Here is a 25,771-nt window from a genome sequence, read left to right on the forward strand (position 1 = left end):
CGCGCTGCGGCCCGCCCGCGTCACGCGGTGGCCCGCCGCCGCTCCGGCCACTCCCCGCGCTCCGCGAACGCGTCCAGTACGGCCTCGTACGGCACCGGATCCAGCCCCTTCGCGGCGAGACGGCGCAGCGCCTGTGCCACCCAGGGACGGGGAGTCGGTGACGGGTCCACGGCCATGGGCCGGACTCTGGGCCATGTCCGCAACGCGGTTCACCGGCGGCCCGACCAACGCCACTGCATGCCGCCACGGCCCTCTTCGACCCGGACGACACCCTCGCCGACCGACCGCCGCGTTCCGCTCCTGGGCCGGGGAACGCCTCGAACTCCGCGCGCTGGACCGTGAGTTGTCGCCGACTCGGCTCGCCGAACGGACCAGGACGGGATACGCCCCCGGGACGCCTTCTTCCCCGCCGTACGGATCCGCCTCGCACTCCGCGAGCCGCCGACCGCCACTGCCACTGCCACTGCCACTGCCACTGCCACTGCCACGACCGGTACCGCTGTCCGCAACTCCTGTGCGCCGAAGCGCGGGTGCGCGCCCGACCGGACCGACTGCGGTCCGCGGGCCGGCGGTTGGCGGTTGGCGGTTGGCGGTTGGCGGTTGGCGGTTGGCGGTTGGCGGTTGGCGGTTGGCGGTTGGCGGTTGGCGGTGGCGAGTATCGGGCCGGTGCGGACCCGGCGCCCGGCGCTCCGGCACCGCGGCCTCGACGCCCTGCCGGGCGGCCGGTGCGTCTCCGAGGCGCATGGCCTGTGCAAGCCCGCCCCGTCAGATCCCGATCGGCCCCGGGTCGATCAGCCCCATGGTCATCCACTGCTCCGGTGTCGTCAGCGTCCGGAAGCCGACCTTCTCGTAGACGCCGTGGGCGTCCTTGGTGGCGAGCGTGAGACGGGACAGCCCGAAGGGGGTCATGTGCGCGGCGATCGCCTCGACCAGGCCGGTACCCAGGCCCTTGCCGCGGGCGTCGCGGCAGACGTAGACGTCGCAGAGCCAGGCGAACGTCGCATAGTCGGTGACGATCCGGGCGTACGCCGCCTGGCGGCCCGAACTCTCCTCGTACAGGCCGAAGTTCAGCGAGTTTCCGACGGCGCGGTCCTGCATCGCGCGGGTGCGGCCGAGGGCCCAGTAGGTGTCGGCGGACAGCCAGTGGTGGACCAGGTCGGCGTCCAGGCGGGCCGGGTCGGTGGAGATCTCGTAGCCGTCGAGGGCGTGGTCGGTCATGCCGGGAGGTTGGCAGAAGGGCGGCCCCGGAGTCGAACCGGCGAGCGAAGCACCCCGACCACCCCCGCGGGCCGGCGCTTATTCCACCGGCACCCCCAGCTCCTGGCACGCCACCCGGAGCCGGCGGATGCCCTCCGACAGTTCGCCGCTGCCGCCCGCCGACGCGAAGCTCAGCCGCAGATGGGCGGCGGGCGGTTCGGCGGCGAAGTACGGGCGACCGGCCGCGACCGCGACGCCTGCGCGCAGCGCCGCACCGGTCAGCGCCGCCTCGTCGGTACCGTCCGGCAGCCGCAGCCAGAGGTGGTAGCCGCCGGGCGCCGCGGGGTGCCCGAGCCCGCGTGCCGCGAGGGCGGGCAGCTCCCGGTGCAGCGCGGCCAGCACGGTCTTCCGACGAGCCGTCAACTCCTGTGCGATCTGCCGCAGATGGCGAGTCCAGGCGGGCGATCCGACGAGTTCCAGCGCGGCCTCCTGGAGGGGCCCCGACACGAAGAAGCTGTCGACGACCTGGATGGCGCGCAGCCGGTCCAGGACCGGGCCGCGGGCCGCCAGCGCCCCCACCCGCAGGCTTGGCGAGGTGGCCTTGGTGAGCGAGCGGACATGGACGACGGTGCCGTCCGTGTCGTCCGCGAACAGCGTCGGCGGCAGCGCGGGCGCGTCGTCGTGGACCAGCAGCCGGGCGAAGTCGTCCTCGATCACGAACGCGCCGGCCGCGCGCGCCACCCGCAGCACCTCGCGCCGCCGCTCCCCCGCCAGCACCGCGCCGGACGGGTTCTGGAACAGCGGCTGGCAGACGAACAGCCGGGCGCCGCTGACCCGGAAGGCGTCGGCGAGCAGATCGGTCCGCACCCCGTCGGCGTCCATCGGTACCGGTACCGGGCGCAGCCCGGAGGCGCGGGCGACGGCCAGCATGCCGGGGTAGGTAGGGGACTCGACGAGCACCGGGGCGCCGGGCGCGGCGAGCGCGCGCAGCGCGGCGGTCAGCGCGCTCTGGCCGCCGGCGGTGATCAGTACGTCACTGGCGGCCGGGCCGCCCCCGGGGCCGCCGATCTCCCGCGCGAACCAGGCCCGCAGCTCCGGGACCCCGTCCAGCGGCGGCCGGCTCCAGGCGCCCGGCCGCCGCCCGGCCCGTGCCAGGGCCGCCGCGAGGGCGCGTTCGGGCTGGAGGGCGGGGTGCAGATAGCCGCCGTTGAGCTCGATGACGCCGGGCGCGGGGGCGGCGAGGGTGGCCAGCACGCCGGACGCGTCGACGCTGCGCGGGACCTGGTCGCCGGCCGGTTCGGCGCTCAGCGCGATCTCCTGCCAGGAGGTGTCGAGCGGCTTCGCGGTTTCGCCGCGGGGTTCGGCGCGGAAGGCCCCGGCGCCGGGGCGGGTGACGACCAGGCCCTCGGCGACCAGTGCGGCGAGCGCCCGGGAGACGGTCACCGGGCTGACCCGATGCCGCTCGACGAGCACCCGACTCGATGGCAGCTTCTCACCTGGAGAGTAGCGCTTCAACTCTGCACGGAGGATCGCGGCCAGTTCGGCACCACTGCTACGCTCTTGCATGAGAGCCAACAATAGCGCTACCACCCTCGACGCGATAGCGGTCACCGCCCCGGAGCCGCCGCGCACCCCGCAGCCCGCGGCGGCCCGCGCACCCCGCTCCGGCGCCCTGCTCGCGTCCCTCGGCGTCGCCGCCTTCTCGCTCACCTTCCCGGCGACCGCCTGGGCGCTGGAGGGCATGGGCCCGTGGACCGCGGTGATGCTGCGCAGCGTGCTGGCCGCGGTGCTGGCGGGCGGCTGCCTGGCCGCCGGCCGGGTCCGCATCCCGGAGCGGCGCCACTGGGCGGGCATCGCCGTCGTCGCGGGCGGTGTCGTCCTCGGCTTCCCGCTGCTGACCACCCTCGCGCTACAGACCTCCACCACCTCGCACGCCGCCGTCGTGGTCGGCCTGCTGCCGCTGACCACCGCCGCCTGCTCGGCGCTGCGGACCGGCGCCCGGCCCTCCCGTACGTTCTGGATCGCCTCGCTCGCCGGCGCCGCGGTGGTCGTCGGCTTCGCGGTGCAGCAGAGCGGCGGCGCGCCGAGCACCGGCGACCTGTACCTCTTCGCGGCGCTGCTGGTGTGCGCGGCGGGCTACACCGAGGGAGGGCGGCTGGCCCGCCACATGCCCGGGTGGCAGGTGATCGGCTGGGCGCTGGTGCTGGCGCTCCCGCTGACCGCGCCGGGCGCGGTCGTGGCGCTGTCCGCCGAGCCGCTGCACCTCACGGCGCATGCGGTCGCCGGGCTGCTGTGGCTGGCGGCCGGCTCGACGATCCTGGGCATGGTCGTGTGGTACCGCGGGATGGCCGCCATCGGCGTCTCCAAGGCGAGCCAACTCCAGCTGGCGCAGCCGCTGTTGACGCTGGTCTGGTCCGTGGTGCTGCTCGGCGAGCGGCTGCCGCCGGCCGCACCCGCGGCGGCGCTGGCGGTCCTGGCGTGCATCGCGGTCACCCAGCGCGCACGGGGCTGACCGGGACCGGGACCCGGTCGGCCCCGCTGCCCGGGACCGGGCGCCGCGCCGCTCCCCGGGGTGCGAGCGGCGCCCCCGGACGTAAACTTGCGGCGATGGCGGGTTACGCCGTCCGGGCCGTCCCAGGTCCGTCATCCGCTGGCCGCCCACCGCCCGGCCGTCGCGCAGTCGGCCGTGTGGTCGCACGGCCACCCGACGCGGGAGGACACCGGATGCATGCGAAAACGGGCGACTGGCTGCTGGTGCACGGCAGGACCGTCGGGCACGGCGACCATGTCGTGGAGATCATCGAAGTGCTGGGGTCGAACGGCGAACCGCCCTTCCGCGTCCGCGCCGAGGACGGCCACGAAACGATCATGTGGCCCGGCCCGGACTGCGTCGTCCAGCACACCAGGACCGTCCGCACCCACACCACGGCGTAGCGGGACCGCCCGCTACCGCCGGCCCTGAGACCGCACGGCGCGCGCTCCCCTACCGGGAAGCGCCGCCGTAGTGGTCCCGGACGACCCGCGCCAGCGCGCCCAGCGGGTCCTTGACCACGTCCTTGGCCGAGAAGTAGACATGCCCGCCGATCTGCGGGTAGCGGCGGGCGAAGGCGACGTGCCGGGAGAGTTCGGCGGGGTTCCGCCAGGCGGCGGGGTCGCCCTTCCGGCCCGCCTTGTACAGCGCCTCGCCGATATACACGTCGACGCCGGTTCCGGTCGCCGTCCGGGCCCACCAGGACACCAGCTCCGCGTAGTCGGCGGCCGGGAAGCCGAGGGGCCAGTACACCTGCGGCACGATGTAGTCGATCCAGTTGTGCCGGACCCACCGACGGGTGTCGGCGTAGAGATCGTCGTAGGTCTGCACCCCGGCCTCGGTGCGCGAGCCCAGCGGGTCCGTGGTGCGGTTGCGCCACACCGCGAACGGGCTCACCCCGAACCGCACCCGCCGCCCCAGCCCGTTCAGCGCTTCGCTCATCTCCCGCACCAGCCGGTCGATGTTCCACCGCCGCCAGTCGCCGCGGTGTGCGAAGTCCTCGCCGTACTCCTCGTACGCCGCGTCGTCGCCGAAGGACTCGCCGGCGACCGGATACGGATAGAAGTAGTCGTCGAAGTGCACCCCGTCGACGGGGTAGTGCCGCACCGCGTCCAGCATCGCGTCCTGCACGAACCGGCGGACCTCCGGCAGCCCCGGGTTGTAGTAGAGCTTGTCGCCGTACGGGACCACCCACCCCGGGTGGCGGCGCGCGGGGTGGCCGGGCGCCAGCCGGCCGGGGTCGGTGTGGTTGGCCACCCGGTACGGGTTGAACCACGCGTGCAGTTCCAGATCGCGCCGGTGCGCCTCGCGGACCGCGAAGCCGAGCGGGTCCCAGCCCGGGTCGCGGCCCTGCGTACCGGTCAGACACTGCGCCCAGGGCTCGTACGGCGACGGCCACAGCGCATCGGCCGTGGGCCGCGCCTGGAAGAACACCGCACTGAACCGCCGTTCGACCGCCACGTCCAGCAGCGCCGCCAGCTCCCGCTGCTGCTCGGCGCGCCCCAGCCCCGGTTTCGAGGGCCAGTCGAGATTGGCGACCGTCGCCAGCCACATCCCCCGCATCTCGCGCCGGATCACCCCGTCCGCGCCCGCCTTCGTGCCCGGCGCCAGCAGCCACGACGTGGCTCCCACCGCCGCCGCTCCGAACCCGCGCCGTGTCATCCCTGCCACCAAAAGCCCCCAATTCTTCTATTTCATCCCGTTCCGAAGGCTCAGAATGCCTGCCCCGGCGCCCTTGTCCCAGCACCTCGCGGAGTAACGTCGGGGCCGAGGCGGGCGTCGGACCCTTACGGCGTACCGCAGGTCCTGAAGATCAGCGAAAGGCACGAGGTGACGGACTCATTCGCCGACATTGCACGCGTCGGAGTGGTCGGCTGCGGCCAGATGGGCGCAGGCATCGCCGAGGTGTGCGCCCGCGCCGGGCTGGACGTCATGGTCGCGGAGACCACCGGTGAAGCGCTGGAGCTGGGTCGCACCCGCCTGACCCACTCCCTCGGCAAGGCCGCCGAACGCGGCAAGATCACCACGGCGGAGCACGACGCGACGCTCGGCCGGCTCGGCTTCACCACCGACCTCGGCGAGTTCGCCGACCGCGATCTGGTCATCGAGGCCGTGGTGGAGAACGAGCAGGTCAAGACGGAGATCTTCCAGGTCCTCGACCAGGTGGTGACCCGCCCGGACGCGATCCTGGCCTCCAACACCTCGTCCATCCCCCTGGTGAAGCTGGCCGTGGCGACCTCCCGCCCCGACCAGGTCATCGGCATCCACTTCTTCAACCCGGCGCCGGTCCAGAAGCTCGTCGAGCTGATCCCGGCCCTGACCACCGCCGAGGAGACCCTCAAGCGCGCCGAGTCGCTGGTCGAGGACGTCCTGGGCAAGCACGCCATCCGCGCCCAGGACCGCTCCGGCTTCGTGGTGAACGCACTGCTCATCCCGTATCTGCTCTCCGCCATCCGGATGTTCGAGTCCGGCATGGCAAGCCGCGAGGACATCGACAACGGCATGGAGCTGGGCTGCGCCCACCCGATGGGCCCGCTCAAGCTCTCCGACCTGATCGGCCTGGACACGGTGGCCTCGGTCGCCGCCTCCATGTACGAGGAGTACAAGGAGCCCCTCTACGCCGCTCCCCCGCTGCTCCAGAGGATGGTGGACGCGGGGCGTCTGGGGCGGAAGAGCGGGTCGGGGTTCTACTCGTACTAGACACGTGCGCGGTGCCGCCGAGTGGCGCTGTTCAGGGGCGAGTTGACCTGGGACAGCGCCAGGCGGCGCACTGCCACCCGATCGTATGCGCCGCAACAACGCCTGACGAGTCGGCAGATGACGGCCATGCCCGCCGCATTCCCAAGGGTGAACGGGGCGGACGCAAACACCAGGAGGACCGCCCGGCGGAACGGGTGGTCCTCCGGCTATTTGACGGTCTGTCATTTGGCAGTCCGTCGATTCCGACGCTCAAGACGCCATGCCCGTTACGGCCGTTGGCTCGGTTTCCATCGGCGTCGGCTTCTTCGGACGGCGCAGCATTCCGACCGCAATGCCGGCGATGACCAGAGCCGTGGCGCAGAACGTCAGTGTGGTCATGCGCTCGCCCTGGAAAATCCAGGCGGATGCCAGACCGAATACCGGGACGAGCAACGAGAACGGGGCCACGGCCGGCGCGTCATAGGTGCGCAGGAGATACCCCCACGCGGCGAATCCGAACAGCGTTGCCCCCCACGCCACATGGAGCGCGGCGCCCACTCCGCCGAGGTTCAGATGCTGAAGCGCCCGCAGGTCGGCGTCCCGGCCTTCGAAGACCACGGAGATGAGCGCGAGCGGGACGGGTGGCACGACGCTCACCCAGACCATGAACCGGAAGGCATCCGGCGGGCCCGCCTTCCGCATCGCGATGTTCGACAGGCCCCAGCACGCCGCCGCGCCCACGACCAGCAGGAATCCGCCCGTCGTGCCGGCCGTCGAGTCCAGCCCGGCCAGCACGATGCCCGCCGAGGCGATGGCCGTGCCGGCGATCTGCACCCGCCGGGCGCGCTCCTTCAGCAGCACCGCGGCGAAGAACACGGTGAACACCGCCTGGCCCTGGAGAACCAGGGAGGCCGGCCCCGGGGGCAGTCCCTCGTGCATTCCGATGAACAGCATCCCGAATTTCATGATGCCGAGCGTGATGCCGACCGTAATTACCCAGCGCCAGGGGACTCCGGGTGCCCCGACGAAAAAGACCGCCGGCACGGCGGCCAGAAGGAATCGCAGGGCGGAGAAGAGCAGTGGCGGGAAATCATGCAGCCCCACGTCGATGACGACGAAGTTCGCGCCCCATACGGCGGCGACGACCACCGCCAAGGCGATGTGTACGGGCTTCATGCCAATGGCTCCTGGTGACGCGTTCTTTCGGGATGCTCCATCACAACAGCCGCCGCCGGTAAGGGCCAGCGAAGGTTTCTGAGGGTGGGGTATGAGCATCACTTCATGTTCGACCTCAATCGCCTGCGCGCCCTGCGTGCCGTGGCCACCCACGGCACGCTGACGGGTGCGGCATCGGCCCTGGGCTACACGCCGTCCGCGATCTCCCGACAGATCGCCAAGCTGGAGCGCGAGACCGGCGCCGAACTGCTCGACCGGCAGGGCGGCAAGGTGGAGCTCACGCCCGCGGCCTGGCTTCTCGCGGAGGCGGCGGACGAGGTCGTGGCGGTGCTGGAGCGGACCCGCTCACGCCTGGAGGAACAGCGCGGCCGGCCCACCGGGCGGCTGGTGCTGGCCGCGTTCCCCACGGCCTGCCGCGGCTTCGTCGCCGCCGCGCTCGCCGGCCTCGCCGGGCGCCACACCGCCCTGGACTGCCGGCTGGTGGAGTCCGACCCCAGCCGCGCCATCAGCCTGGTCGTACGGGGAGAGGCGGATCTCGCGGTCGTGCACGACTGGCACAACACCCCGCTGACGCTGCCCGCCTCGCTCTCCGTCGCCGAGCTGGGCGAGGACATCGCCGACGTCGCCCTGCCCGCCGGGCATCCGCTCGCCGACCGGGACGTGGTGACCCCGTACGACCTGCGGGACGAACGGTGGATCGGGCAGGGGTCCGGGGCCATGTGCCATGAGTGGCTGGTGCGTTGCTTCTCCGGCCTCGGCATCGAACCGGACATCGCCTACCGGATCGAGGAGTACGAATCCCAAGTGGCGCTGCTGGCGGCGGGGTCGGGCGTCACGATGCTGCCCCGGCTCGGCCGCGGCGCCCTGCCGCCCACCGTCCGCGTCGTCCCGATGCAGCCCCCACCGTCCCGTCGGCTCTCGGCCGTTTGGCGCTCCCGGACCGACCACAGGCCCGCAATTCGCGCGACCTTGGCGGCGCTGCGCGAACACCGTCCGGGACAGGCTTCGACCACCCGCCGGCCCGAGTAGCCGGGTGAACATCGACCCGCTGGTGGTACGCGCACGGGCGCAGGCTGCCCGGCACCTGGTGCACGGCACGTAGCGGCACCGCACCACATGGACCCCGCGGCGGGAGGGTTACCCCTCCACCACGGGGTCCATCGGCCCGTGCCGGGCCATCAGGAGGGGCCGTCCGCCCGCCGCTCGGGGGAAAGTTCGGCGGGCGGATCCGGCCGGCGGGCGCCCGACCGCCGGCTTCGGCCCCCGTGATGACGAGTCAACTCCTTTGCTGCCGCCCGCAACAGAGTGTGAACGCGCCATCTCGGTGCGCGCGCTTCACACCCCGTGCGAACCGGTCACGCTGCGTCATCTCACACGGGGTGTGAAGCGCTGACCCGCAGATCCCCGCCGCACACGCTCCCGCCTTCCGCCGCTGCGCAGTTGACTGTTGGGCGTAACGCCACCGACCGTCACCGGAAGAAGGAAAGAGGAGCGGACTGTGACCGCCCACCGCCAACCCGACCTGATCGCTGCCGACTTAGCGGAGCTGCGGCGTCTACTCGACGTACGCACCGCCAAGGTCGACGGCCAACTCGCGCTCCAGGCACAGCGATCCGAACAGAACACGCGTGACGCGAACGAACTGCATGCCCGCGTCACGCGGTTGGAGAGTGGCCGCTGGCCACTACCCTCGATCGCCGCGCTCACGGGGCTCGCGGCACTGGTGGTCACCCTGTGGCAGGCGACCGGACACTGAGGAGGATGCGGTTCGTGAGATCAACCGCCCTCAGCCCAGCCGGATATGATGGAGCATCAGCAGAGCCGCGGCCATGTTCGCGGCCGGCACCTCCCCCCTCCCCACCATGTCGGGCACCAGCTTGAGGGACACCCACTCCCGCCGGTCCGACTCGAAGTCGTCCTGCGGCGCGCCGACGTACTCGGCCTCGTCGGACCAGTAGATGTGGTGCCGCGCGTCGGTGAGGCCGTTGGACGGCTCCACCGAGAGGAGGTGCTGGAGGGGCCCGGGTCGCCACCCGGTCTCCTCCTCCATCTCCCGCGCGGCTGCCGCCGCCACGTCCTCCCCGTCCTCCACGACGCCGGCGGCCAGCTCCCAGCCCCAGCTGTCGGTGATGAACCGGTGCCGCCACAGCAGCAGCACCTCATTGGCCTCGTTGACCACGGTTGCCACCGCGACCGGCCGCATCCGGATCAGGAAGTGATCCAGATGACGGCCGTCGGGTAGCTCCACATCGGCCAGATTGACCCGGAACCAGGGATTCGCGTAGACGGGCTTTTCGCTGAGGTTGTTCCAACGCACGTAACTGCCACCTTCCGCTGTTGGGCCGGCAAGGTGACACGAGCCCGGTCACAGCGGAACGCGCAGCACCTCGTCGATGAGATCGGCAGCCTCGTCCGTCGCGGAGCTCCCGGTCGCCGCCAGATGCTCGCGCACCGCCCGCAGCCGGTCCCGCAGCCGTTGCGACTCCATGCCCCGAGCCCGCTCGGTCATCTGCGCGGCATTGGCCACGGCCCGGTCCGCATCCCCTTGGCGCAGCTCGATATGGGTGAGCATGGCCAGCCGGTGAACCCGGCCGCGGTCATGTGCGGGGGTGTCCACGGCGGCGTCCGCCTGCTCCCGTGCGGCCCGCAGGTCACCGAGACTGAGCAGCGCCTCCGCCACTTGTACGTTCACCAGGCCGGGCTGGACATAGCCCGTCTCGTCCGGTTCGAGCCCCGGCCGGATCCGCTCCGCAGCCGCCTCGGCCCGCCGGATGCAGGCCAGCGCACTGGCCCCGTCCCCCAGCCGGGCATACGACTTGGCCTGCATCGCGTAGAGATCCGCGGAGAGCGCCGGAGTGATCTGCGGACCCGCGGCCCGCAGCGCCGCCTCCGCGAAGGCGACCGCCTGGCGGTACTCCCGTACGAAGAGGGACTGATTGACCAGCAGCGCGATCACATACGCGCCGAGTCCGCGGTCCCCGCTGGCCTTGGCCAGCCGCAACGCCTGATGGAAGTAGCGCTGGGCCAGCCCGAGAGCATCCGAGTCGTACGCGCAGATTCCCGCGACGGCCACCAGCCCACCGGTCGCCCGGTGCAGCTGCCGCCCCGTCGCATCGCTGTAGCTGCCCCGCAGCAGCGGCGCCGCCTCGGTGTTGAGGAATCCCACGATGCGTGCTCTGGTAGCGATACCACCCGCCTTCCGGTACATCTGCTCGTAATGGCTCCGCGCCGCCCGCAGCATCTCGATGTCGGCCATCCCGACCCGGGTCAGCCCGTCGCGCGACACGTCGAAGTCCTCCGGCGGGTTCTCCCACTCCCATACGGGTATGACCGCCGAGGTCCCCGTCAGCGCCGGAGCCGCCAGCACATGGGGCCGCTGCTGCTCGTCGGACCGCCACAACGCGGTGGCCCGCTCCACGAACCCCGAGAGCGGCGTCTCCGAAGCCCGCCGCGCCCCCGGCCTGCTCAGCCCGATGTCGTCCAGCCCCACCGGCCGGCGCAGCCGCTCGCTCAGAATCTCGCAGATCAGATCGGGCACCTGCCCCCGCGGGCGCTGCCCCTTGAGCCACCGCGCCACCGCGGTGTGTTCGTACCGCAGCGCCAGTCCTCGCCGCCGCCCCAGCTGATTGATCCGCGCCGCGAGCCCGGCATGCGAGACACCGGCCTCGTCCAGGATCGCGTCGAGCAGCGTATTGGGCTCCATACCGTGCCCCCAAGGACGTAACGACTCCGTAAGTCCAGCGTAATCAGGGCGAGTTCACACCCCGTGTGAACCGGACACCGCAACGGAGAACCGCCGGCACGTGCATCGGTACGGCGGGATTGCCGCCCAGCGCGCCGGGCCGCCCCCTCACCAGGCGGATCACGGCCCCCCGCGGCGGGGAAGCCGCCCACGAGCGTAGGCCGGAGGGGATACACCGGAGCCCGCCCGCAGGACCTGGAGCGAACGCCGGGGTATTCGTCATCTGACTGACCAGATGCGCCCGCGCCGAGGACGGGTTCCGGTGTGTCCCCTCCGGCCCCACACCCACCGGTCGAAGGCGCGCGGCGCCGGCCACAACGACCAGGCCCCCGCCCACGAACCGTGGACGGGGGCCGACACAGCCGAAGGCCAAGGGCGTCAGCCCCGCAGCACCGCCCCCACCCGCTCGACCGCAGCCGCAACAGCCGCATCGCGAGCCGCCGAAGCCTCCTCCGCCGTCAGCGTCCGGTCCTCCGCCCGGAATCGCAGCGCATACGCCAGCGACTTCTTCCCGGCGCCGACCTGCTCACCGGTGAAGACGTCGAACAGCCGCAGCGACTCCAGCAGCTCACCGGCGCCGTCCCGCAGCGCGGTCTCGACCTCCGCCGCCGGCACCGCGGCCTCGACCACCAGCGCGACATCCTGCGTGGCCACCGGGAACGTGGAGATCCGCGGCGCCTTCAGGACGCCCGAGGCCGCCCGCTCCAGCCGGTCCAGGTCGATCTCCATCGCGCTGGTCCGCTCCGGCAGGCCCAGCGACTTGATGACCCGCGGGTGCAGCTCACCCGCGTTGCCGACGAGGATCTCCTCGCCGTCGGCGACCGCGAGGAGCGCCGCACACCGGCCCGGGTGCCACGGGGCGTGCTGGTCCTGGCGGACGATCAGCTCGACACCGGCCTCGCGGGCGACGGCCCGCCCGGCCTCGATGGCGTCCGCCCAGCCCGTCGGGTACCCGGCGCCCCACCAGCCGGCCTGCTCCCGCGCCCCGGCGAGCACCACGGCGGCCCGCCGCGGCTGCTGCGGCAGCGACGCGTCCAGCGAGGCGATCTCGTCGTCGGTCGGCCGCCGGTCGACGACCAGCCGACGAGCCGGCTTCTCCTCGCCGGTCGCCCGGAACACCGGCCCGGTCTCGAAGAGCGCCAGATCGTGCGTACCGCGGCCGTAGTTGCGCCGCAGCGCGCCCAGCAGCCCCGGGATCAGGGTCGTACGGAGGTCGGGCTCCTCGTCGGACAGCGGGTTCACCAGCGTCACCGCGTCCCGCCGCGGGTCGTCCGCCTCGATGCCCAGCTGGTCGAGGACCGCGGAGCCGATGAACGGGTAGTTCAGCGTCTCCACGTACCCGGCGCCGGCCAGCGCCCGCCCGACCCGCCGGTGCAGCCGCTGACGCTCCGTCAGCCCACGGCCGGCCGGCGGCAGCGGCAGCGTGGAGGGCAGGTTCTCGTAGCCCTCCAGCCGGATGACCTCTTCCGCCAGGTCGTTCGGATCGCTCAGGTCCGGCCGCCAGGACGGCACGCTCACGACCAGCTCGTCCTGCCCGTAGACATCGCAGCCGACCTGCTGGAGGCGGCGTACGACGGTCTCTCGGCCATAGACGACACCGGCGACCTTGTCAGGGTGGTCGGCCGGGATCGTGATCGTCCGCGGCCCGCGGGGCGAGACGATCTCCGTCACGCCCTCCTCGGCGGTACCGCCGGCGAGCAGCACCAGCAGGTCCACGGTCCGCTGCGCCGCCGCGGACGCCGCCTCCGGGTCCACCCCGCGCTCGAAGCGCTTGGCCGCCTCGGAGGACAGCTTGTGCCGCCGCGCCGCCCGGGCGATGGTGATCGCGTCGAAGTGCGCGGCCTCGATCACGACATCGGTGGTCCCGCGCAGCCGCCCGCTCTCCGGATCGGCGACCGGCGCCGCGATCTCGGTGTTGGCGCCGCCCATGACGCCCGCCAGGCCGATCGGCCCGCGGTTGTCGGTGATGACCAGGTCCTCGGCGCCCAGCACCCGCTTGGTGCCGTCCAGCGTGGTCAGCTGCTCGCCGGGGGTGGCGCGGCGGACACCGATCGGGCCGTCCACGGTCTGCCGGTCGTAGGCGTGCAGCGGCTGGCCCAGCTCCAGCATCACGTAGTTGGTGACGTCGACGGCCAGCGAGAGCGGGCGCATCCCGGCCTTCTGGAGCCGCCGCTGCATCCAGATCGGGGTGCGCGCCTCGGGCTCCAGACCGGTCACCGTACGGGCGGTGAAGCGGCTGCAACCGATCGGGTCGGCGACCTTGACCGGGTAGCCGCCCGCGTTCGGCGGCGGCACGTCCAGCAGCGCCGGGTCGCGCAGCGGCAGCCCGAAGGCGGTGGCCGTCTCCCGGGCCACACCGCGCATCGACAGGCAGTAGCCGCGGTCCGGCGTGACGGCGATGTCCAGCACCTCGTCGACGAGCTCCAGCAGCTCGATCGCGTCGGTGCCCACCTCGGTCACCGGCGGCAGCACGATGATGCCGCCGCTGCCGTCGTCGCCCATGCCCAGCTCGTCGCCGGAGCAGATCATGCCGTGCGACGTCCGGCCGTACGTCTTGCGCGCCGCGATCTTGAAGTCGCCGGGCAGCACGGCGCCCGGGAGGACGACCACGACCTTGTCGCCGACGGAGAAGTTCCGCGCACCGCAGACGATCTCCTGCGGCTCACCGGTGCGGTTGGCCCGGCCGACGTCCACCGTGCAGAAGCGGATCGGCTTCTTGAAGCCCTCCAGCTCCTCGATGGTCAGCACCTGGCCTACCACGAGCGGGCCCTTGAGGCCGTCGCCCAGCCGCTCGACGGTCTCGACCTCCAGGCCGACCGCGATGAGCTTCTCCTGTACGTCGCGCCCGGTCGTCGTCGCCGGCAGGTCGACGTACTCCCGCAGCCAAGAAAGCGGGACCCGCATCAGATCTCCATCCCGAACGGCCGGGTGAACCGGACGTCGCCCTCGAACATGTCGCGCATGTCTTCCACGTTGTGCCGGAACATCAGCATCCGGTCGATTCCGAACCCGAAGGCGAAGCCGCTGTACTTCTCGGGGTCGACACCGCAGGCGACGAGCACCTTGGGGTTGACCATGCCGCAGCCGCCCAGCTCGATCCAGCCTTCGCTGGAGCAGGTACGGCACGGCCGGTCGGGGTTGCCCACGGACTCGCCACGGCACACGTAGCAGACCATGTCCATCTCGGCGGACGGCTCGGTGAACGGGAAGTAGTTGGGCCGCAGCCGGGTCTTCATGTCCGGGCCGAACAGCGCCTGGACCATGTGGTCCAGGGTGCCCTTGAGGTCCGCCATGGTCAGGCCCTCGTCGACGGCGAGCAGCTCGATCTGGTGGAAGACCGGGGAGTGCGTGGCGTCCAGCTCGTCGGTGCGGTAGACCCGCCCGGGGCAGACGACGTACACCGGCGGCTCGCGGTCGACGAGCGTACGGGCCTGCACCGGCGAGGTGTGGGTCCGCAGCACGACGCCCGACTCATCGCCCTGGGTGCCGTTGCCCTGCACGAAGAAGGTGTCCTGCATCTGGCGCGCCGGGTGGTCCGGCACGAAGTTCAGCGCGTCGAAGTTGAACCACTCGGCCTCGACCTCGGGGCCCTCGGCGACCTCGTAGCCCATCGCCACGAAGACGTCCGCGACCCGCTCCATGAAGGCGGTCAGCGGGTGCCGGGCGCCGGACGCGATCCGCTCGTAGGGCAGCGTGACGTCCACCGCCTCCTCGACGAGCACCCGCGCGTCGCGCTCCGCCTCCAGCTCTTCCTGGCGGGCCTTGAGCGCCTGGTTGACCCGGCCGCGGGCCTGGCCGACGCGCTTGCCCGCGTCCGCCTTGGCGTGCGGGGGCAGGGCGCCGATCTCGCGGTTGGCGAGGGCGAGCGGCGAGCGGTCGCCGGTGTGCGCGACCTTCACCTCGCGCAGCGCCTCCAGATCGGCGGCGGCGGCGATGGCGGCCAGCGCCTCGTCCACCCGTCGGGCGATCTCTTCCGGTTTCAGGGCTTCGACCTCGACAGGGTCGTACGACTTATTGGGTGCGGACATCTCTTCCCGTGCTTCCGGTGGACTGGCTTGGCGTGGCTGCCCGCGAGTGCCCGCGATGCCTGTGCGCCAAAGGTGCCAAAGGTCAAGTCTAAGGGGCGGGCCGCCTGCGGCCTGTCCGCCCCTGGGTGCGGGGCGCCCGCCGCTTCCCCTCAGGCCCGCCCGTCGCCCACCGCCACCCGTGGATGACGCTTCGCGACAGCACTATTTCAGAAAGGCCGGGGCCGCGACGGGCAGGCTAAATCGGAACTGCGCGCCGCCGGTCGGCGCCCGGCCGACCGTGATCGTCCCGCCGTGCGCTTCGACGATGCCCTTGACGATGTAGAGGCCCAGGCCGGTGCCGCCGCGCTTGCTGCCCCGCCAGAAGCGGGTGAAGACGCGGCTCATCGACTCCTCCGGGATGCCGGGGCCCTCGTCGCTCACGGTGACGCTCGTTCCCTCCATTTTGGACGCCTCGCTGGTCTCGTCCGATGCCGGTCCGACCTCGATGGTGACGGTTCCCTCGCCGTGCCGCACCGCATTTTCCAGCAGGTTGCCCAGCACCTGGTCCACCTTGTCCGGGTCTGCCCACAGATCGGGCAGCGGCTCCATCATCCGGATCAGGAAGCGGTCCGGCGCCTGGCCCGCGGTGGTCTGCGCCTGCACGTGCCGGCGGACCGCGGCGATCATGTCGACCCGCTGCCGGCGGACCTCCAGGCGCCCGGAGTCGATCCGGGAGATGTCCAGCAGCTCGGCGATCAGCCGGGTGACGCGGTTGGCATCGGCGTCCACCGTCTCCAGCATCAGCCGCTTCTGGTCGTCGGTGAAGCGTTCCCACTTCTGGAGGAGGGTGGCGGTGAACCCCTTGACGGAGGTCAGCGGCGAGCGCAGCTCATGGGCGACGGTGGCGATCAGCTCGGCATGGCTCAGCTCCGTACGGCGCCGCGCCTCGGTGCCGCGCAGCGCGATCACCAGCCGCCGTACGGGGCCGGTGGGCGCGCTGCGGACGTAGCGGGCGGAGACCAGCACCTCGCGGCCCCCGAGCAGCAGATTGCGCTCGGGCTGGCCGCGGCGGATGGCGAGCCCGCCGTACGGATCGGTGAGCTGCCACCAGCGGCGGCCCTCGATGTCCTGGAGCGGCAGGGCACGGTCGACAGGGTGGCCGAGGGCGTCCGGGGGGTCGATACCGGTGATCCGCGCGGCGGCGGCGTTGAAGCAGATCACCCGGCCCCGCTCGTCGGCGACGACCAGGCCGTCCGGAAGGTCGTCGGGGTCGAGCCCGAGGCCGCTGCCGAACGGCTGCCCGGCGGTGGCCGGTTCGTCCCCGGGTTCGTCGGACGGGCACCCGTCAGCGGCGGCTGTGGTGGCCGAAGTCCGCACCGTCATCCCCGATTTACCCCCTTCCGGGCCGGAGCTGGCAAGACTACTAGCTCGGCTCGGATGTACCGGCGAGATCGCGGGTACGCCCCTCAGGCGGGTGACACGGAGCGGCAGCCCCCCGTACCGCGCTGGGCGCGCGCGGAGGCGTAGAGGCACACCGCGGCGGCCGTCGCCAGGTTGAGGCTCTCGGCCCTGCCGTGGATCGGCACCCGTACCACGGCGTCCGCCAGCGCCCGGGTCTCCTCCGGCAGTCCCCACGCCTCGTTGCCGAAGACCCAGGCGGTCGGCCCGCCCATGGACCCCGCGTCCAGCTCGGCGTCCAGGTCGCACTCGCCCGCGCCGTCGGCGGCCACGATCCGCACCCCGGCGCCCTTGAGTCCGCCGACCACCTGTTCCACGGGCACGCCGACCGCGACCGGCAGATGGAAGAGCGAACCGACCGACGCCCGCACGGACTTGGGGTTGTAGAGGTCCACGGAGGCATCGGTGAGCACCACCGCGTCGGCGCCCGCGGCGTCCGCGCAGCGCAGCACCGTCCCGGCGTTCCCGGGGTCGCGGACGTTGGCCAGCACCGCGACCAGCTGCGGGCGGGCGGCCAGGATCTCCTCGAACGGCGAGTCCAGGAACCGGCAGACGCCCAGCAGGCCCTGCGGGGTGACCGTCTGCGAGATGTCCGCGACGGTCCGGTCGTCGGCGAAGTGCACCCGCACCCCGGCCGCGTGGGCCGCCGCGATGATCTCCGCGTGCCGCTCGGCGGCCTCGACGGTGGCGAACAGCTCGATGAGCGTGGGCGAACCGTCCCTGCGGTGCGCGATGGCCTCCCGTACGGCCTGCGGGCCCTCGGCGATGAACCGGCGCTCCTTGCCGCGGAAATGGCGGCGGGCCAGCCGCCGGGCGGCGGCGACACGCGGGGAACGCGGGGAGATCAGCTCGGGGGTGCCCATGGGCGGCGGCTCGCTTCTTTCGTTCGGTGCGTGGGCCCCGCTCCGGGGCGGCGGGGCCGGAAAAGCGGCGGACCCGCAGGCCGGGGCCTGCGGGTCCGCTCTCACAACGTCGTCACACGCCGCGGATCGCGACAGCACATCGCCGTCAACGCCGTGAACGCTGTCAGGCTGAAATTCAGGCAGCCTTCGGGGCGTTGACGTCGCTCGGCAGCGCCTTCTGGGCGACCTCGACGAGCGCGGCGAACGCACCCTCGTCGTTGACGGCCAGGTCCGCGAGGATCTTGCGGTCCACCTCGATGTTGGCGGCCTTCAGACCCTGGATGAAGCGGTTGTAGGTCATGCCGTTGGCGCGGGCAGCGGCGTTGATGCGCTGGATCCACAGCTGACGGAAGTCGCCCTTGCGCTTCTTGCGGTCGTTGTAGTTGTAGACGAAGGAGTGGGTGACCTGCTCCTTGGCCTTGCGGTAGAGGCGGGAGCGCTGGCCGCGGTAGCCGCTGGCCTGCTCGAGGATCGCCCGACGCTTCTTGTGGGCGTTGACTGCCCGCTTGACGCGTGCCACTTGTTAACTCCTTGTAGCGGGGCCGTGGTTGTTCGTCACACAGCCCGAATCGACGTTAGGTCCCGGTTCGGTCGGCGCACCCCGCCCGCGCGGCGGGGTGCCCCGGCTCACTTGCCGAGAAGCTTCTTGATCTTCGCGGCGTCGCCCGGGGCCATCTCGGCGTTGCCGGTGAGGCGACGCGTCACGCGGGACGACTTGTGCTCGAGCAGGTGGCGCTTGCCTGCGCGCTCGCGCAGCACCTTGCCGGAGCCAGTGACCTTGAAGCGCTTGCTGGCACCGCTGTGCGTCTTGTTCTTCGGCATGCGCCGTACTCTCCTCGTCAGTGGCGCTCCCACCGGCACGGGCCGGTACGCGGGAGCGTCAGATGTATCGGTTGTGTCCGGGGCGGGTGCCCCGGCCTGAATCCGGGGCCGCTCGCCCAGAGATCACGCCTCGGCGTGCTCCTCGGCGGGCTCCGCAGGAGCCGCACCCTGGCGCTCCGCCTTGCGGGCGGCCTGCGCCTCGCGGGCCTCGGCCATCGCCTCGGTCTTCTTCTTGTGCGGACCGAGGACCATGATCATGTTCCGGCCGTCCTGCTTCGGGTTCGACTCGATGAAGCCGAGCTCCTGGACGTCCTCCGCGAGCCGCTGCAACAGTCGGAAACCGAGCTCCGGCCGGGACTGCTCGCGACCACGGAACATGATCGTGATCTTGACCTTGTCACCCTGCTTGAGGAACCGGACGACGTGACCCTTCTTGGTGTCGTAGTCGTGCGGGTCGATCTTCGGCCGGAGCTTCATCTCCTTGATGACCGTGTGCGCCTGGTTCTTGCGCGCCTCACGGGCCTTCATGGCCGACTCGTACTTGAACTTTCCGTAGTCCATGAGCTTGCAGACCGGCGGACGGGCGTTCGCCGCCACCTCGACGAGGTCGAGGTCGTACTCCTGCGCAAGCTCCAGGGCCTTGGCAAGCGGCACAATGCCGACCTGCTCGCCACTGGGACCGACGAGTCGCACCTCGGGGACGCGAATCCGGTCGTTGATGCGGGGCTCGGCGCTGATGGATCCTCCTCGGTAGCACCACGCGACGGCCTGGCGGACTGCCGCGTAACGTCTGTTCGGTGTGACCAACCGCGCCGGTACATGAAAAATGCCCCGACGGGACACAGGCGGGGCTCCACATAGATCAGGAGCACCGCCGCGAAATCTCCGCGGGGCGCAGCCGGACCGAAGACCCGCCAACCGTGAGGTCGGTTCGGGTGGGAGATCGGAGCCTCCACTTGTGGGCCGGTCACATAGGTGTCCGGCCGGTCGCAGCTACCAGAATACACGAGTCAAGGGGTGACCCCCACTCTCGTGCTGACGCACTCCGCGCCCGCCGCGCCCGGGAGGAGCGCCGCCGCGGCCGGAGGCGCTCCCGGGCGCGGGGGACGGAAGCCGGGGCCATAGGCTGGAGGGGATCCCCTCAGCAGGAAGTGAAGCGCCGACATGAGCGAGCAGACCCCCCAGCAGCGGCACACCGCAGCCGACACCGCCCAGCCCGACTTCGACACCATGACCCGCGACATCGCGGAGGTGCCGGCGGTCGAGGTGATCACGACGGTCGCGGTGCACCTGATGAGCTCGGCGGCGGTCAACCTCGGGCTCGCCGAGGACGGCGCGGCGCACAAGGACCTGGACGAGGCCCGCAAGCTCATCCACGCGCTGGCCGGGCTGGTCACCGCCAGCGCCACCGAGATCGGCTCGTACCACGCGGCGCCGCTGCGGGACGGGCTGAAGTCGCTCCAGCTGGCGTTCCGCGAGGCGTCGGTGGTGCCGGACGAGCCCGGTCAGGGTCCCGGCGAGAAGTTCACCGGTCCGGTTTACGGCTGAGCCGGGCGGGCGCACCCGCACACCGACGACGAGCCCCGGCCGCACCGGCCGGGGCTCGTCGTCGTACGGGGCCGTGCCCGCGCCTCAGACGCGGTCGCCGGGGGCCGGTTCGTCGGGGGCCGACTCGCCGGGGGCGGCCTGCTCGGCGGCGACGGCCTCCTGGGGCGGGTGGGTGACCTGGTGCACCACGGCCGCCAGGGCGCCGCCGATCAGGGGCGCGATGATGAACAGCCACAGCTGCGTGAGGGCCGCGCCGCCTGCGAAGAGCGCCGGGCCGATGCTGCGCGCCGGGTTCACCGACGTGCCGTCCAGCGGGATGCCGATGAGGTGGACGGTGGCCAGGGCGAGGCCGATCGCCAGGCCGGCGAAGCCCGTCACCGCCGTGCTGTGGGTGACCCCCAGCACGACGAAGACGAACAGGAAGGTCATCACGATCTCGGCGACGAACGCGCCGCCGAGGTTGATGTGGACAGCCGACCGGTCGCCCCAGCCGTTCGTCCCGAAGGCCGCGTGGGTTTGCAGCCCCGGTACCTGCTTGGCGACCAGGAAGAGCAGGGCGGCGCCGACGATGCCGCCCAGGACCTGGGCGATCCAGTATTCGACGGCCGTGCGCATGGTGATGCGCTTGGCCAGCAGGACGCCCAGCGTCACCGCGGGGTTGATGTGGCAGCCCGAGATCGGGCCGAGGGCGTACGCAAGCGCCAGCATGACGAAGCCGAAGGCCAGGGCGATGCCGAAGGTGCCGATGTACTCGCCCGCCAGCACTGCCGAGCCGACGGCGAAGAACACCAGGAGCAGCGTGCCGAGGAATTCGGATACGACCGGGCGGGTCTCCGTGATCTCCATGGGCTCTCCTCGCGTGGATCTTGAGCTCTTCTCGCATTGTGCGGTGCGGGAGACGTCCGCGCCCGTTGGGCACAGGCCGGCGGCGCGGCGGCGGCGTGCGGATCAGCGCTGGTAGAGCAGTTCTCCGGCCGGGTCGGCGGCCTCCGTACCGGGCGGCAGCAAGGCCAGGTCCAGGCCCCGTACGAGGCGGGCGCGGAGGGTTTCGTCGGCGGCGAGCGCTTGGGCGAGGCGCTGGGCGACCTCGGCGGGGGCGGTGTCCGGGGCAAGGCCGAGGGAGAGGGTGCCGTCGGTCTCGTCGGACGGGTCCAGGCGGGCGCGGCGGACGGCGGGCTCGGCGGCGAGGAGGGTGCGCAGCGCGCCGGTGACGGCGGGGTCGGCGAGCGGGTCGGCGGTCGTCCGGCCCTCGGCGAGGGCGCGCAGGGCGGGGCCGGTGAGCTGGTAGGTGACCGGGCCGGCCAGGTCGACGACGAGGGTATCGGCCTTCTCGTGGGCGGCGGCCAGCAGCGCCTGCTGGAGCGGGACGGCGACCGGGCGGGCGTCGGGGCGCCAGCGCCGGAGGGTCTCCATGGAGGTGAAGGCGGGGAGGGCGCGGCGGCCGTCGGGGGCGGTGAGGGTGGGGACGGCCATGTCGCTGGACTTCTCGCGGCGGAGGCCGTCCGCGCCGGTCTCGACCTCGCCGAGGATCGCCACGACGGGGACGAGGACGCGGGCGCCGGCCAGTGCGCTCAGTACGCGGGGCTCGGCGCCGCGGTCCGCGCCGTACGCCGCGAGTGCCGCCGCCAGGGCCGGGTCGGCGGAGCCGTCGTCGTCGGCGAAACCGGGGTCGGGGATGTTTTTCTGCACGTCGCCGAGCGTATCGGCCGGGGTGCGGGGCGCCGCCGGCCGGGGCCGGGGCGCCGGATGCGGTGTCAGGTGCGGGCGCGCCAGATGGCGAAGGCGGCGGCCACCAGGGCCAGGCCGATGCCGCCGGCGGTCCACGGGAGCCAGTTGGTGGGGGTGGCGTCGGCGGTGTCGGTGGTGGGGCCGGGGCCGAAGTAGCGGTGGGCGTAGCCGGCGGGCGCGGGCTTCTGGGGGGTGGGCTTGAGGTTCTCGGCGGCCTTCAGGGCGGCGGCGGGGTCGACGAGGCCGGCGCCGAAGTCGTCGTTCCGGCCGCCCTTGGGGGGCTGCTGGGCGGTGGAGGTGAGCAGTTGGCGGATCTGGGCGGGGCTCAGGTCGCGGTGGGCGGAGCGGATCAGGGCGATGGCGCCGGAGACGAAGGCGGCGGCGGGGCTGGTGCCCCAGCCGGAGACGTAGCCGGTGCCGTGGTCGGCCATGAAGATGTCGTAGCCGGGGGCGCTGACGGTGGCGTACCAGTGGCGGGTGGAGAAGGAGGCGCGGGAGCCGAGGTGGGTGACGGCGGTGGCCGCGATGACGCCGGGGTAGGCGGCGGGGTACGAGACGTGGTTGTCCTTCTCGCCGCCGTTGCCGGCGGAGGCGACGACGGGGATGCCCTTGCTCAGGGCGTACTGGATGGCGGCGTCCTCGCGGGGGTCGGGGTGGGCGGACTCGCTGTCGTCGCCGAGGGACATGTTGATCACGTCGGCGCCGTGGTCGGCGGCCCAGCGGATGCCGTCGGCGAGGGCGCCGGCCTTCTGGTCGCGGGCGCGCCGTCGCTGCGGGTCGCTGTCTTCGAGGATCACCCGGACCGGGAGGATCTTGGCGCCCGGCGCGACGCCGAGGACGCCGTCCCCGTGGCCGTCTCCGTGGCCGTGGCCGGCGATGACGCTGGCCATACCGGTGCCGTGCTCGGCCCAGGCGGCGTCGCCGGGGCCGGCGCCGAAGCCGATCAGGTCCTTGGTGGGCAGCACCTGGCCGGCGAGGTCGGGGTGGTTGCCGTCGACGCCGGTGTCCAGGACGGCGACGGTGACGCCCTCGCCCTTGGTGGTCTGCCAGGCTTCCTGGGCGTGGATGGACGCCAGGCCCCATTCCTGGGCCCGGATGGCGTCGGCGCGCGCGGGCAGGGACGGCAGTACGGCCAGTGCGGCGGAGGTCAGCGCGACGGCGGCGGCGCGCCGGACGGCCTGGGTCACGGCGCTTCCTCCGTGGGCTGGGCGGGGATTCCGGATGCCGTGCGGAAGGTCGTCTCGACCTTGTCGGCGAGGTCCTTGGCGTCGTGGCCCAGGCCGGACTCGCCGGGGGTGGTGGCGGTGCCGGGCTGGACGGCGGCCTCGGCGGGCTGCGGTTCGGGGATCTCGCGGCCGTCGGCGAAGCCGGAGACGGCGTAGACGACGACGGGGATGTCGGTGAGGACCCGGATCGTCCAGCTGGCGCGCTGGGCGGGGCCGAAGTCCGCGGCGGGCGTGCCCTTGGCGGCCAGCGGCAGCGGCATCAGGTCGGCGCGGGTGGCCAGGTTGTGGGTGCTGAAGCGGGCGTTGAGGTCCATCATCCCGGGCCGGTCGGCGCGGGTGGTCTGGGCACCGACCGTGATGACGCTGGTACGGGTCGCGTCGACGTAGGTGGCGCGCAGCAGCCGGGCGCAGCCGGCCGTGGCGAGTTCCTTGGCGAGCGGGCCCTCGTAGGCGGCGGAGCAGTCGGTGTCGGGGGCGACGGCGATCCGGGTCCACTGGCGGTCGGCGCCGCCTGGTCCGACGCCCAGGCCGTCGACGACGCGCGGGAAGAGGCTGTCGACGGGGGCGCTGTGCCAGGCGTCCTGGCCCTTGGCGAAGGCGGTGTCGGGGTTCGGGGTGCCGTGGTCGGTGTCGTCGGTGAGCCAGCTGCCGGCCGCGGCGCCGCCGAGGAGGCCGACACCGAGGACGAGGCAGGCCGCGGCGGCGAGGACCCGGGGGGTGGGGAGGCGGCCGGCGAGGCCGGCGAGCGGGCGGCGCCGGGCGGCGGCCGGGGCGGGGCCGACTGCCCTGGAGGCAGCGGGCGTTGACGGCCAGGAGGACTGCTGCGGGCTCCCCCGGTCCGGGGACGGCGGGGTGCCCGGGGCGCGGTCGCGGGGGTCGCTCCACAGGGCCTCGCTGTGGGCCAGGTGGAAGGCGGCGGTGTCGCGGAAGGACGCGGGGCGGCCGGTGGGGGGCGGCGGCGCGGCGGGCGGCTCCGTACGGGGGCGTGGCGGGGTGCCCGGCGGGGTCGCCGGACGCGGCGGGGCGGCGGCGGGCATCGGCCGCCGGGTGGGCGGGGCGGCAGGGCCGGGCGGGGCGGCCGGCGGGGGGACGGTCGGGTCGGCGGGGACCGGGCGCAGGACGGTGGTCTGCGGGTCCTCGTCGAGCACGGGAGTCCCTGCGGGACGGTGCGGCGGCTGCGGGGGTATGGGCGGGATGTGCCGTGCATCGGCGAAATCGGCGTCGGCGCTCACCAGCGCTCCCCCTCGCACGGTGTGCCCCGGACCCGATACGCAATCGGGGCAGGGTGGCTCGTATCCGGACAACACGCCGCTGACCTGCTGGTTGCGGTGTCGGGCCACTCTAAGGGCTGGCGCCGCCGCTGCTCCAACCCCCGTCCACTCTGTTGCCACGACTGCCGCGGATCCGACACCGCCGCCGTCGCCGCCACCGCCGCCCTTTCCGGCGCGGACGCTCCCCTACCCAGCGGTAGCGCTCTCTGGCAGGCTGCGGCCATGTCCCAGTACCGCGCCGACGCGTATGCCGACACCGTCCGCCATGGTTACGACCGGGCGACCGCGCACCTCGACGCGCCGCTGGCCGTCGTCGATCTGGCCGCTTTCGACGCCAACGCCGCGGATCTGGTGCGCCGTTCGCGCGGCAAGCCGATCCGGGTGGCGAGCAAGTCCGTGCGCTGCCGGGCGCTGCTGGAGCGGGTGCTGGCGCGGGACGGCTTCGCGGGGATCATGAGCTTCACGCTGGCCGAGTCGCTGTGGCTGGCGCGGTCGGGGTTCGGGGACGTGCTGCTGGCGTATCCGTCGGCGGACCGGGCGGGCTTCGCCGAGCTGACCTCCGACGCCGAGCAGGCGGCGGCGGTGACGGTGATGGTCGACGATCCGGCGCAACTGGACCTGATCGACGCGGCGCGGCCGGCCGGCACGGGCCGCGGCGAGGAGGTGCGGGTGTGCCTGGAACTGGACACCTCCTACCGCCTGGTGGGCGGGAGGATGCGGATCGGTGCCCGGCGGTCGCCGCTGCGGGAGCCGGCCCAACTCGCCGCGCTGGCCCGGATGGTGGCCCGGCGCCCCGGTTTCCGGCTGGTGGGGCTGATGGCGTACGAGGGGCATGTGGCGGGGGTGGGCGACGAGGTCGCCGGGAAACCGGTGTTCTCGCGGGCGATCCGGCTGATGCAGGCGGCGGCCCGCAAGGAGCTGGCGCAGCGGCGCTGGGAGGCCGTACGGGCGGTGCGGGCCGTTGCGCCGCGGCTGGAGTTCGTCAACGGCGGCGGGACGGGGAGCGTGCAGCACACCGCGGCGGAGGCGGCGATCACCGAGATCGCGGCCGGGTCGGGGCTGTATGTGCCGCGGCTGTTCGACAACTTCCGTTCGTTCAGCGGGCGTCCGGCGGCGCTGTTCGCCCAGCCGGTGGTGCGGCGGCCGGGGCCGGGTGTCGTCACGGTGCTGGGCGGCGGATATCCGGCGTCGGGGGCGGCGGGCGCGGACCGGCTGCCGGAGCCGTATCTGCCGGCGGGACTGCGCTACGACCCGCAGGAGGGGGCGGGCGAGGTGCAGACGCCGCTGCTGGGGGCGGCGGCGGACAGGCTCTCGGTCGGGGACAAGGTGTGGTTCCGGCACGCCAAGGCCGGGGAGCTGTGCGAGCGGTTCACGGAGCTCCAACTGGTCGACGGGGAACGGGTGGTGGGGACGGTGCCGACGTACCGGGGCGAGGGCCACACCTTCCTGTGACGACGTGACAGCGGAACGGCGTAACAGCGCAAC

The 25,771-nt window shown here is 72.9% G+C and carries 25 protein-coding genes; 7 read left to right on the forward strand and 18 right to left on the reverse strand.

Annotated elements, in window-relative coordinates; all coding sequences use genetic code 11:
- Positions 1-20 precede the first annotated feature (20 nt).
- From IEZ17_RS24505 to IEZ17_RS24515, 3 genes are all read right to left on the reverse strand, one after another.
- Positions 21-176 (reverse strand): hypothetical protein, encoded by a 156-nt coding sequence (locus tag IEZ17_RS24505; RefSeq protein ID WP_189303569.1) that lies wholly within the window; start codon positions 174-176, stop codon positions 21-23.
- A gap of 589 nt (positions 177-765) precedes the next feature.
- Positions 766-1,218: a GNAT family N-acetyltransferase gene (locus IEZ17_RS24510; RefSeq protein ID WP_189303570.1), complete on the reverse strand. Its 453-nt coding sequence runs from the start codon at positions 1,216-1,218 to the stop codon at positions 766-768.
- Positions 1,219-1,296: 78 nt separating this feature from the next.
- Positions 1,297-2,763 carry an aminotransferase-like domain-containing protein gene (locus IEZ17_RS24515; RefSeq protein WP_189303572.1) on the reverse strand — a complete coding sequence of 489 codons (1,467 nt, stop codon included), beginning with the start codon at positions 2,761-2,763 and terminating at the stop codon, positions 1,297-1,299.
- Between IEZ17_RS24515 and IEZ17_RS24520 the strand changes: the two genes are divergently transcribed.
- Both IEZ17_RS24520 and IEZ17_RS24525 read left to right on the forward strand, forming a co-directional pair.
- Positions 2,762-3,709: a DMT family transporter gene (locus tag IEZ17_RS24520; RefSeq protein ID WP_189303574.1), complete on the forward strand. Its 948-nt coding sequence runs from the start codon at positions 2,762-2,764 to the stop codon at positions 3,707-3,709. The two genes, IEZ17_RS24515 and IEZ17_RS24520, sit on opposite strands and share 2 nt — an antisense overlap.
- Positions 3,710-3,921: 212 nt before the next feature.
- On the forward strand, positions 3,922-4,131 hold the full coding sequence (locus tag IEZ17_RS24525) for a DUF1918 domain-containing protein (RefSeq protein WP_189303576.1): 210 nt from the start codon (positions 3,922-3,924) through the stop codon (positions 4,129-4,131).
- A 49-nt stretch (positions 4,132-4,180) separates the two neighbouring features.
- Here the strand turns inward: IEZ17_RS24525 and IEZ17_RS24530 are convergent, their stop codons facing one another.
- Positions 4,181-5,398: a glycoside hydrolase family 10-like protein gene (locus tag IEZ17_RS24530; RefSeq protein ID WP_444544826.1), complete on the reverse strand. Its 1,218-nt coding sequence runs from the start codon at positions 5,396-5,398 to the stop codon at positions 4,181-4,183.
- Positions 5,399-5,533: 135 nt separating this feature from the next.
- Between IEZ17_RS24530 and IEZ17_RS24535 the strand changes: the two genes are divergently transcribed.
- A complete protein-coding gene (locus tag IEZ17_RS24535; protein ID WP_189303786.1) occupies positions 5,534-6,427 on the forward strand; it encodes a 3-hydroxybutyryl-CoA dehydrogenase in 894 nt (297 codons plus the stop codon).
- 249 nt (positions 6,428-6,676) lie between these two features.
- On the opposite strand, the gene IEZ17_RS24540 is transcribed toward IEZ17_RS24535, so the two are convergent.
- Positions 6,677-7,582 carry an EamA family transporter gene (locus IEZ17_RS24540; RefSeq protein WP_189303788.1) on the reverse strand — a complete coding sequence of 302 codons (906 nt, stop codon included), beginning with the start codon at positions 7,580-7,582 and terminating at the stop codon, positions 6,677-6,679.
- A gap of 105 nt (positions 7,583-7,687) precedes the next feature.
- On the opposite strand from IEZ17_RS24540, the gene IEZ17_RS24545 reads away from it, so the two are divergent.
- Together IEZ17_RS24545 and IEZ17_RS24550 are read left to right on the forward strand one after the other, a co-directional pair.
- Positions 7,688-8,611 carry a LysR family transcriptional regulator gene (locus IEZ17_RS24545; protein ID WP_189303580.1) on the forward strand — a complete coding sequence of 308 codons (924 nt, stop codon included), beginning with the start codon at positions 7,688-7,690 and terminating at the stop codon, positions 8,609-8,611.
- A gap of 469 nt (positions 8,612-9,080) precedes the next feature.
- The gene (locus IEZ17_RS24550; RefSeq protein ID WP_189303582.1) at positions 9,081-9,338 is read left to right on the forward strand and encodes a hypothetical protein; all 258 of its coding nucleotides are present in this window, start codon (positions 9,081-9,083) and stop codon (positions 9,336-9,338) included.
- Positions 9,339-9,368: 30 nt separating this feature from the next.
- On the opposite strand, the gene IEZ17_RS24555 is transcribed toward IEZ17_RS24550, so the two are convergent.
- The 9 genes from IEZ17_RS24555 to infC all read right to left on the reverse strand — a co-directional run bounded on the left by IEZ17_RS24555 (position 9,369) and on the right by infC (position 19,320).
- Positions 9,369-9,899 carry an NUDIX domain-containing protein gene (locus IEZ17_RS24555; RefSeq protein ID WP_189303584.1) on the reverse strand — a complete coding sequence of 177 codons (531 nt, stop codon included), beginning with the start codon at positions 9,897-9,899 and terminating at the stop codon, positions 9,369-9,371.
- Positions 9,900-9,947: 48 nt separating this feature from the next.
- Entirely contained in the window at positions 9,948-11,285 is a 1,338-nt protein-coding gene (locus IEZ17_RS24560) for an NsdA family TPR-like regulatory protein (RefSeq protein WP_189303585.1), read from the reverse strand.
- A 417-nt stretch (positions 11,286-11,702) separates the two neighbouring features.
- Positions 11,703-14,228: a phenylalanine--tRNA ligase subunit beta gene (gene pheT, locus IEZ17_RS24565; protein WP_189303587.1), complete on the reverse strand. Its 2,526-nt coding sequence runs from the start codon at positions 14,226-14,228 to the stop codon at positions 11,703-11,705.
- Positions 14,228-15,352, reverse strand: coding sequence for a phenylalanine--tRNA ligase subunit alpha (pheS, locus tag IEZ17_RS24570; protein WP_189303589.1), 1,125 nt, complete (start codon positions 15,350-15,352; stop codon positions 14,228-14,230). Before pheS ends, pheT begins: the two co-directional genes overlap by 1 nt.
- A 201-nt stretch (positions 15,353-15,553) precedes the next feature.
- Positions 15,554-16,714, reverse strand: a complete 1,161-nt coding sequence (locus IEZ17_RS24575; RefSeq protein ID WP_189303591.1) for a sensor histidine kinase — start codon at positions 16,712-16,714, stop codon at positions 15,554-15,556.
- 83 nt (positions 16,715-16,797) lie between these two features.
- Positions 16,798-17,652 (reverse strand): TrmH family RNA methyltransferase, encoded by an 855-nt coding sequence (locus IEZ17_RS24580; protein ID WP_189303593.1) that lies wholly within the window; start codon positions 17,650-17,652, stop codon positions 16,798-16,800.
- A 175-nt stretch (positions 17,653-17,827) separates the two neighbouring features.
- Complete coding sequence (gene rplT, locus IEZ17_RS24585; protein ID WP_189303595.1) at positions 17,828-18,211, reverse strand: 50S ribosomal protein L20; 384 nt, start codon at positions 18,209-18,211, stop codon at positions 17,828-17,830.
- Between the two features lie 107 nt (positions 18,212-18,318).
- The gene (rpmI, locus tag IEZ17_RS24590) at positions 18,319-18,513 is read right to left on the reverse strand and encodes a 50S ribosomal protein L35 (protein WP_016576627.1); all 195 of its coding nucleotides are present in this window, start codon (positions 18,511-18,513) and stop codon (positions 18,319-18,321) included.
- Between the two features lie 123 nt (positions 18,514-18,636).
- Entirely contained in the window at positions 18,637-19,320 is a 684-nt protein-coding gene (gene infC, locus IEZ17_RS24595; RefSeq protein WP_159504726.1) for a translation initiation factor IF-3, read from the reverse strand.
- A gap of 357 nt (positions 19,321-19,677) precedes the next feature.
- Between infC and IEZ17_RS24600 the strand changes: the two genes are divergently transcribed.
- Complete coding sequence (locus tag IEZ17_RS24600; protein ID WP_189303597.1) at positions 19,678-20,061, forward strand: DUF1844 domain-containing protein; 384 nt, start codon at positions 19,678-19,680, stop codon at positions 20,059-20,061.
- An 84-nt stretch (positions 20,062-20,145) separates the two neighbouring features.
- Here the strand turns inward: IEZ17_RS24600 and IEZ17_RS24605 are convergent, their stop codons facing one another.
- The 4 genes from IEZ17_RS24605 to IEZ17_RS43915 all read right to left on the reverse strand — a co-directional run bounded on the left by IEZ17_RS24605 (position 20,146) and on the right by IEZ17_RS43915 (position 24,247).
- Positions 20,146-20,907, reverse strand: a complete 762-nt coding sequence (locus tag IEZ17_RS24605; RefSeq protein WP_189303599.1) for an MIP family channel protein — start codon at positions 20,905-20,907, stop codon at positions 20,146-20,148.
- A 102-nt stretch (positions 20,908-21,009) separates the two neighbouring features.
- The gene (locus IEZ17_RS24610; protein ID WP_189303601.1) at positions 21,010-21,750 is read right to left on the reverse strand and encodes an SseB family protein; all 741 of its coding nucleotides are present in this window, start codon (positions 21,748-21,750) and stop codon (positions 21,010-21,012) included.
- Between the two features lie 65 nt (positions 21,751-21,815).
- Positions 21,816-22,976 carry a type VII secretion-associated serine protease mycosin gene (mycP, locus tag IEZ17_RS24615; protein WP_189303603.1) on the reverse strand — a complete coding sequence of 387 codons (1,161 nt, stop codon included), beginning with the start codon at positions 22,974-22,976 and terminating at the stop codon, positions 21,816-21,818.
- A complete protein-coding gene (locus IEZ17_RS43915) occupies positions 22,973-24,247 on the reverse strand; it encodes a hypothetical protein (RefSeq protein WP_268249843.1) in 1,275 nt (424 codons plus the stop codon). The genes mycP and IEZ17_RS43915 overlap by 4 nt, the downstream gene beginning before the upstream one ends.
- A 261-nt stretch (positions 24,248-24,508) precedes the next feature.
- Here IEZ17_RS43915 and IEZ17_RS24625 point away from each other — a divergent pair, with 261 nt between their 5' ends.
- Positions 24,509-25,738, forward strand: a complete 1,230-nt coding sequence (locus IEZ17_RS24625; protein WP_189303605.1) for an amino acid deaminase/aldolase — start codon at positions 24,509-24,511, stop codon at positions 25,736-25,738.
- Positions 25,739-25,771 lie beyond the last annotated feature (33 nt).

It is taken from the genome of Streptomyces albospinus, from assembly GCF_014648695.1.
Lineage (GTDB): Bacteria > Actinomycetota > Actinomycetes > Streptomycetales > Streptomycetaceae > Streptomyces > Streptomyces albospinus.

Excerpts from the sequence above, each read along its gene's own strand:
- IEZ17_RS24560 (WP_189303585.1), bottom strand. The coding sequence starts at position 11,285 with ATGGAGCCCAATACGCTGCTCGACGCGATCCTGGACGAGGCCGGTGTC.
- IEZ17_RS24515 (WP_189303572.1), bottom strand. The coding sequence starts at position 2,763 with ATGCAAGAGCGTAGCAGTGGTGCCGAACTGGCCGCGATCCTCCGTGCA.
- IEZ17_RS24510 (WP_189303570.1), bottom strand. The coding sequence starts at position 1,218 with ATGACCGACCACGCCCTCGACGGCTACGAGATCTCCACCGACCCGGCC.
- IEZ17_RS24540 (WP_189303788.1), bottom strand. The coding sequence starts at position 7,582 with ATGAAGCCCGTACACATCGCCTTGGCGGTGGTCGTCGCCGCCGTATGG.
- pheT (WP_189303587.1), bottom strand. The coding sequence starts at position 14,228 with ATGCGGGTCCCGCTTTCTTGGCTGCGGGAGTACGTCGACCTGCCGGCG.
- IEZ17_RS24600 (WP_189303597.1), top strand. The coding sequence starts at position 19,678 with ATGAGCGAGCAGACCCCCCAGCAGCGGCACACCGCAGCCGACACCGCC.
- IEZ17_RS24505 (WP_189303569.1), bottom strand. The coding sequence starts at position 176 with ATGGCCGTGGACCCGTCACCGACTCCCCGTCCCTGGGTGGCACAGGCG.
- IEZ17_RS24625 (WP_189303605.1), top strand. The coding sequence starts at position 24,509 with ATGTCCCAGTACCGCGCCGACGCGTATGCCGACACCGTCCGCCATGGT.
- IEZ17_RS24580 (WP_189303593.1), bottom strand. The coding sequence starts at position 17,652 with ATGGGCACCCCCGAGCTGATCTCCCCGCGTTCCCCGCGTGTCGCCGCC.
- IEZ17_RS24605 (WP_189303599.1), bottom strand. The coding sequence starts at position 20,907 with ATGGAGATCACGGAGACCCGCCCGGTCGTATCCGAATTCCTCGGCACG.
- IEZ17_RS24545 (WP_189303580.1), top strand. The coding sequence starts at position 7,688 with ATGTTCGACCTCAATCGCCTGCGCGCCCTGCGTGCCGTGGCCACCCAC.
- IEZ17_RS24520 (WP_189303574.1), top strand. The coding sequence starts at position 2,762 with ATGAGAGCCAACAATAGCGCTACCACCCTCGACGCGATAGCGGTCACC.
- IEZ17_RS24525 (WP_189303576.1), top strand. The coding sequence starts at position 3,922 with ATGCATGCGAAAACGGGCGACTGGCTGCTGGTGCACGGCAGGACCGTC.
- pheS (WP_189303589.1), bottom strand. The coding sequence starts at position 15,352 with ATGTCCGCACCCAATAAGTCGTACGACCCTGTCGAGGTCGAAGCCCTG.
- rpmI (WP_016576627.1), bottom strand. The coding sequence starts at position 18,513 with ATGCCGAAGAACAAGACGCACAGCGGTGCCAGCAAGCGCTTCAAGGTC.
- IEZ17_RS24575 (WP_189303591.1), bottom strand. The coding sequence starts at position 16,714 with ATGACGGTGCGGACTTCGGCCACCACAGCCGCCGCTGACGGGTGCCCG.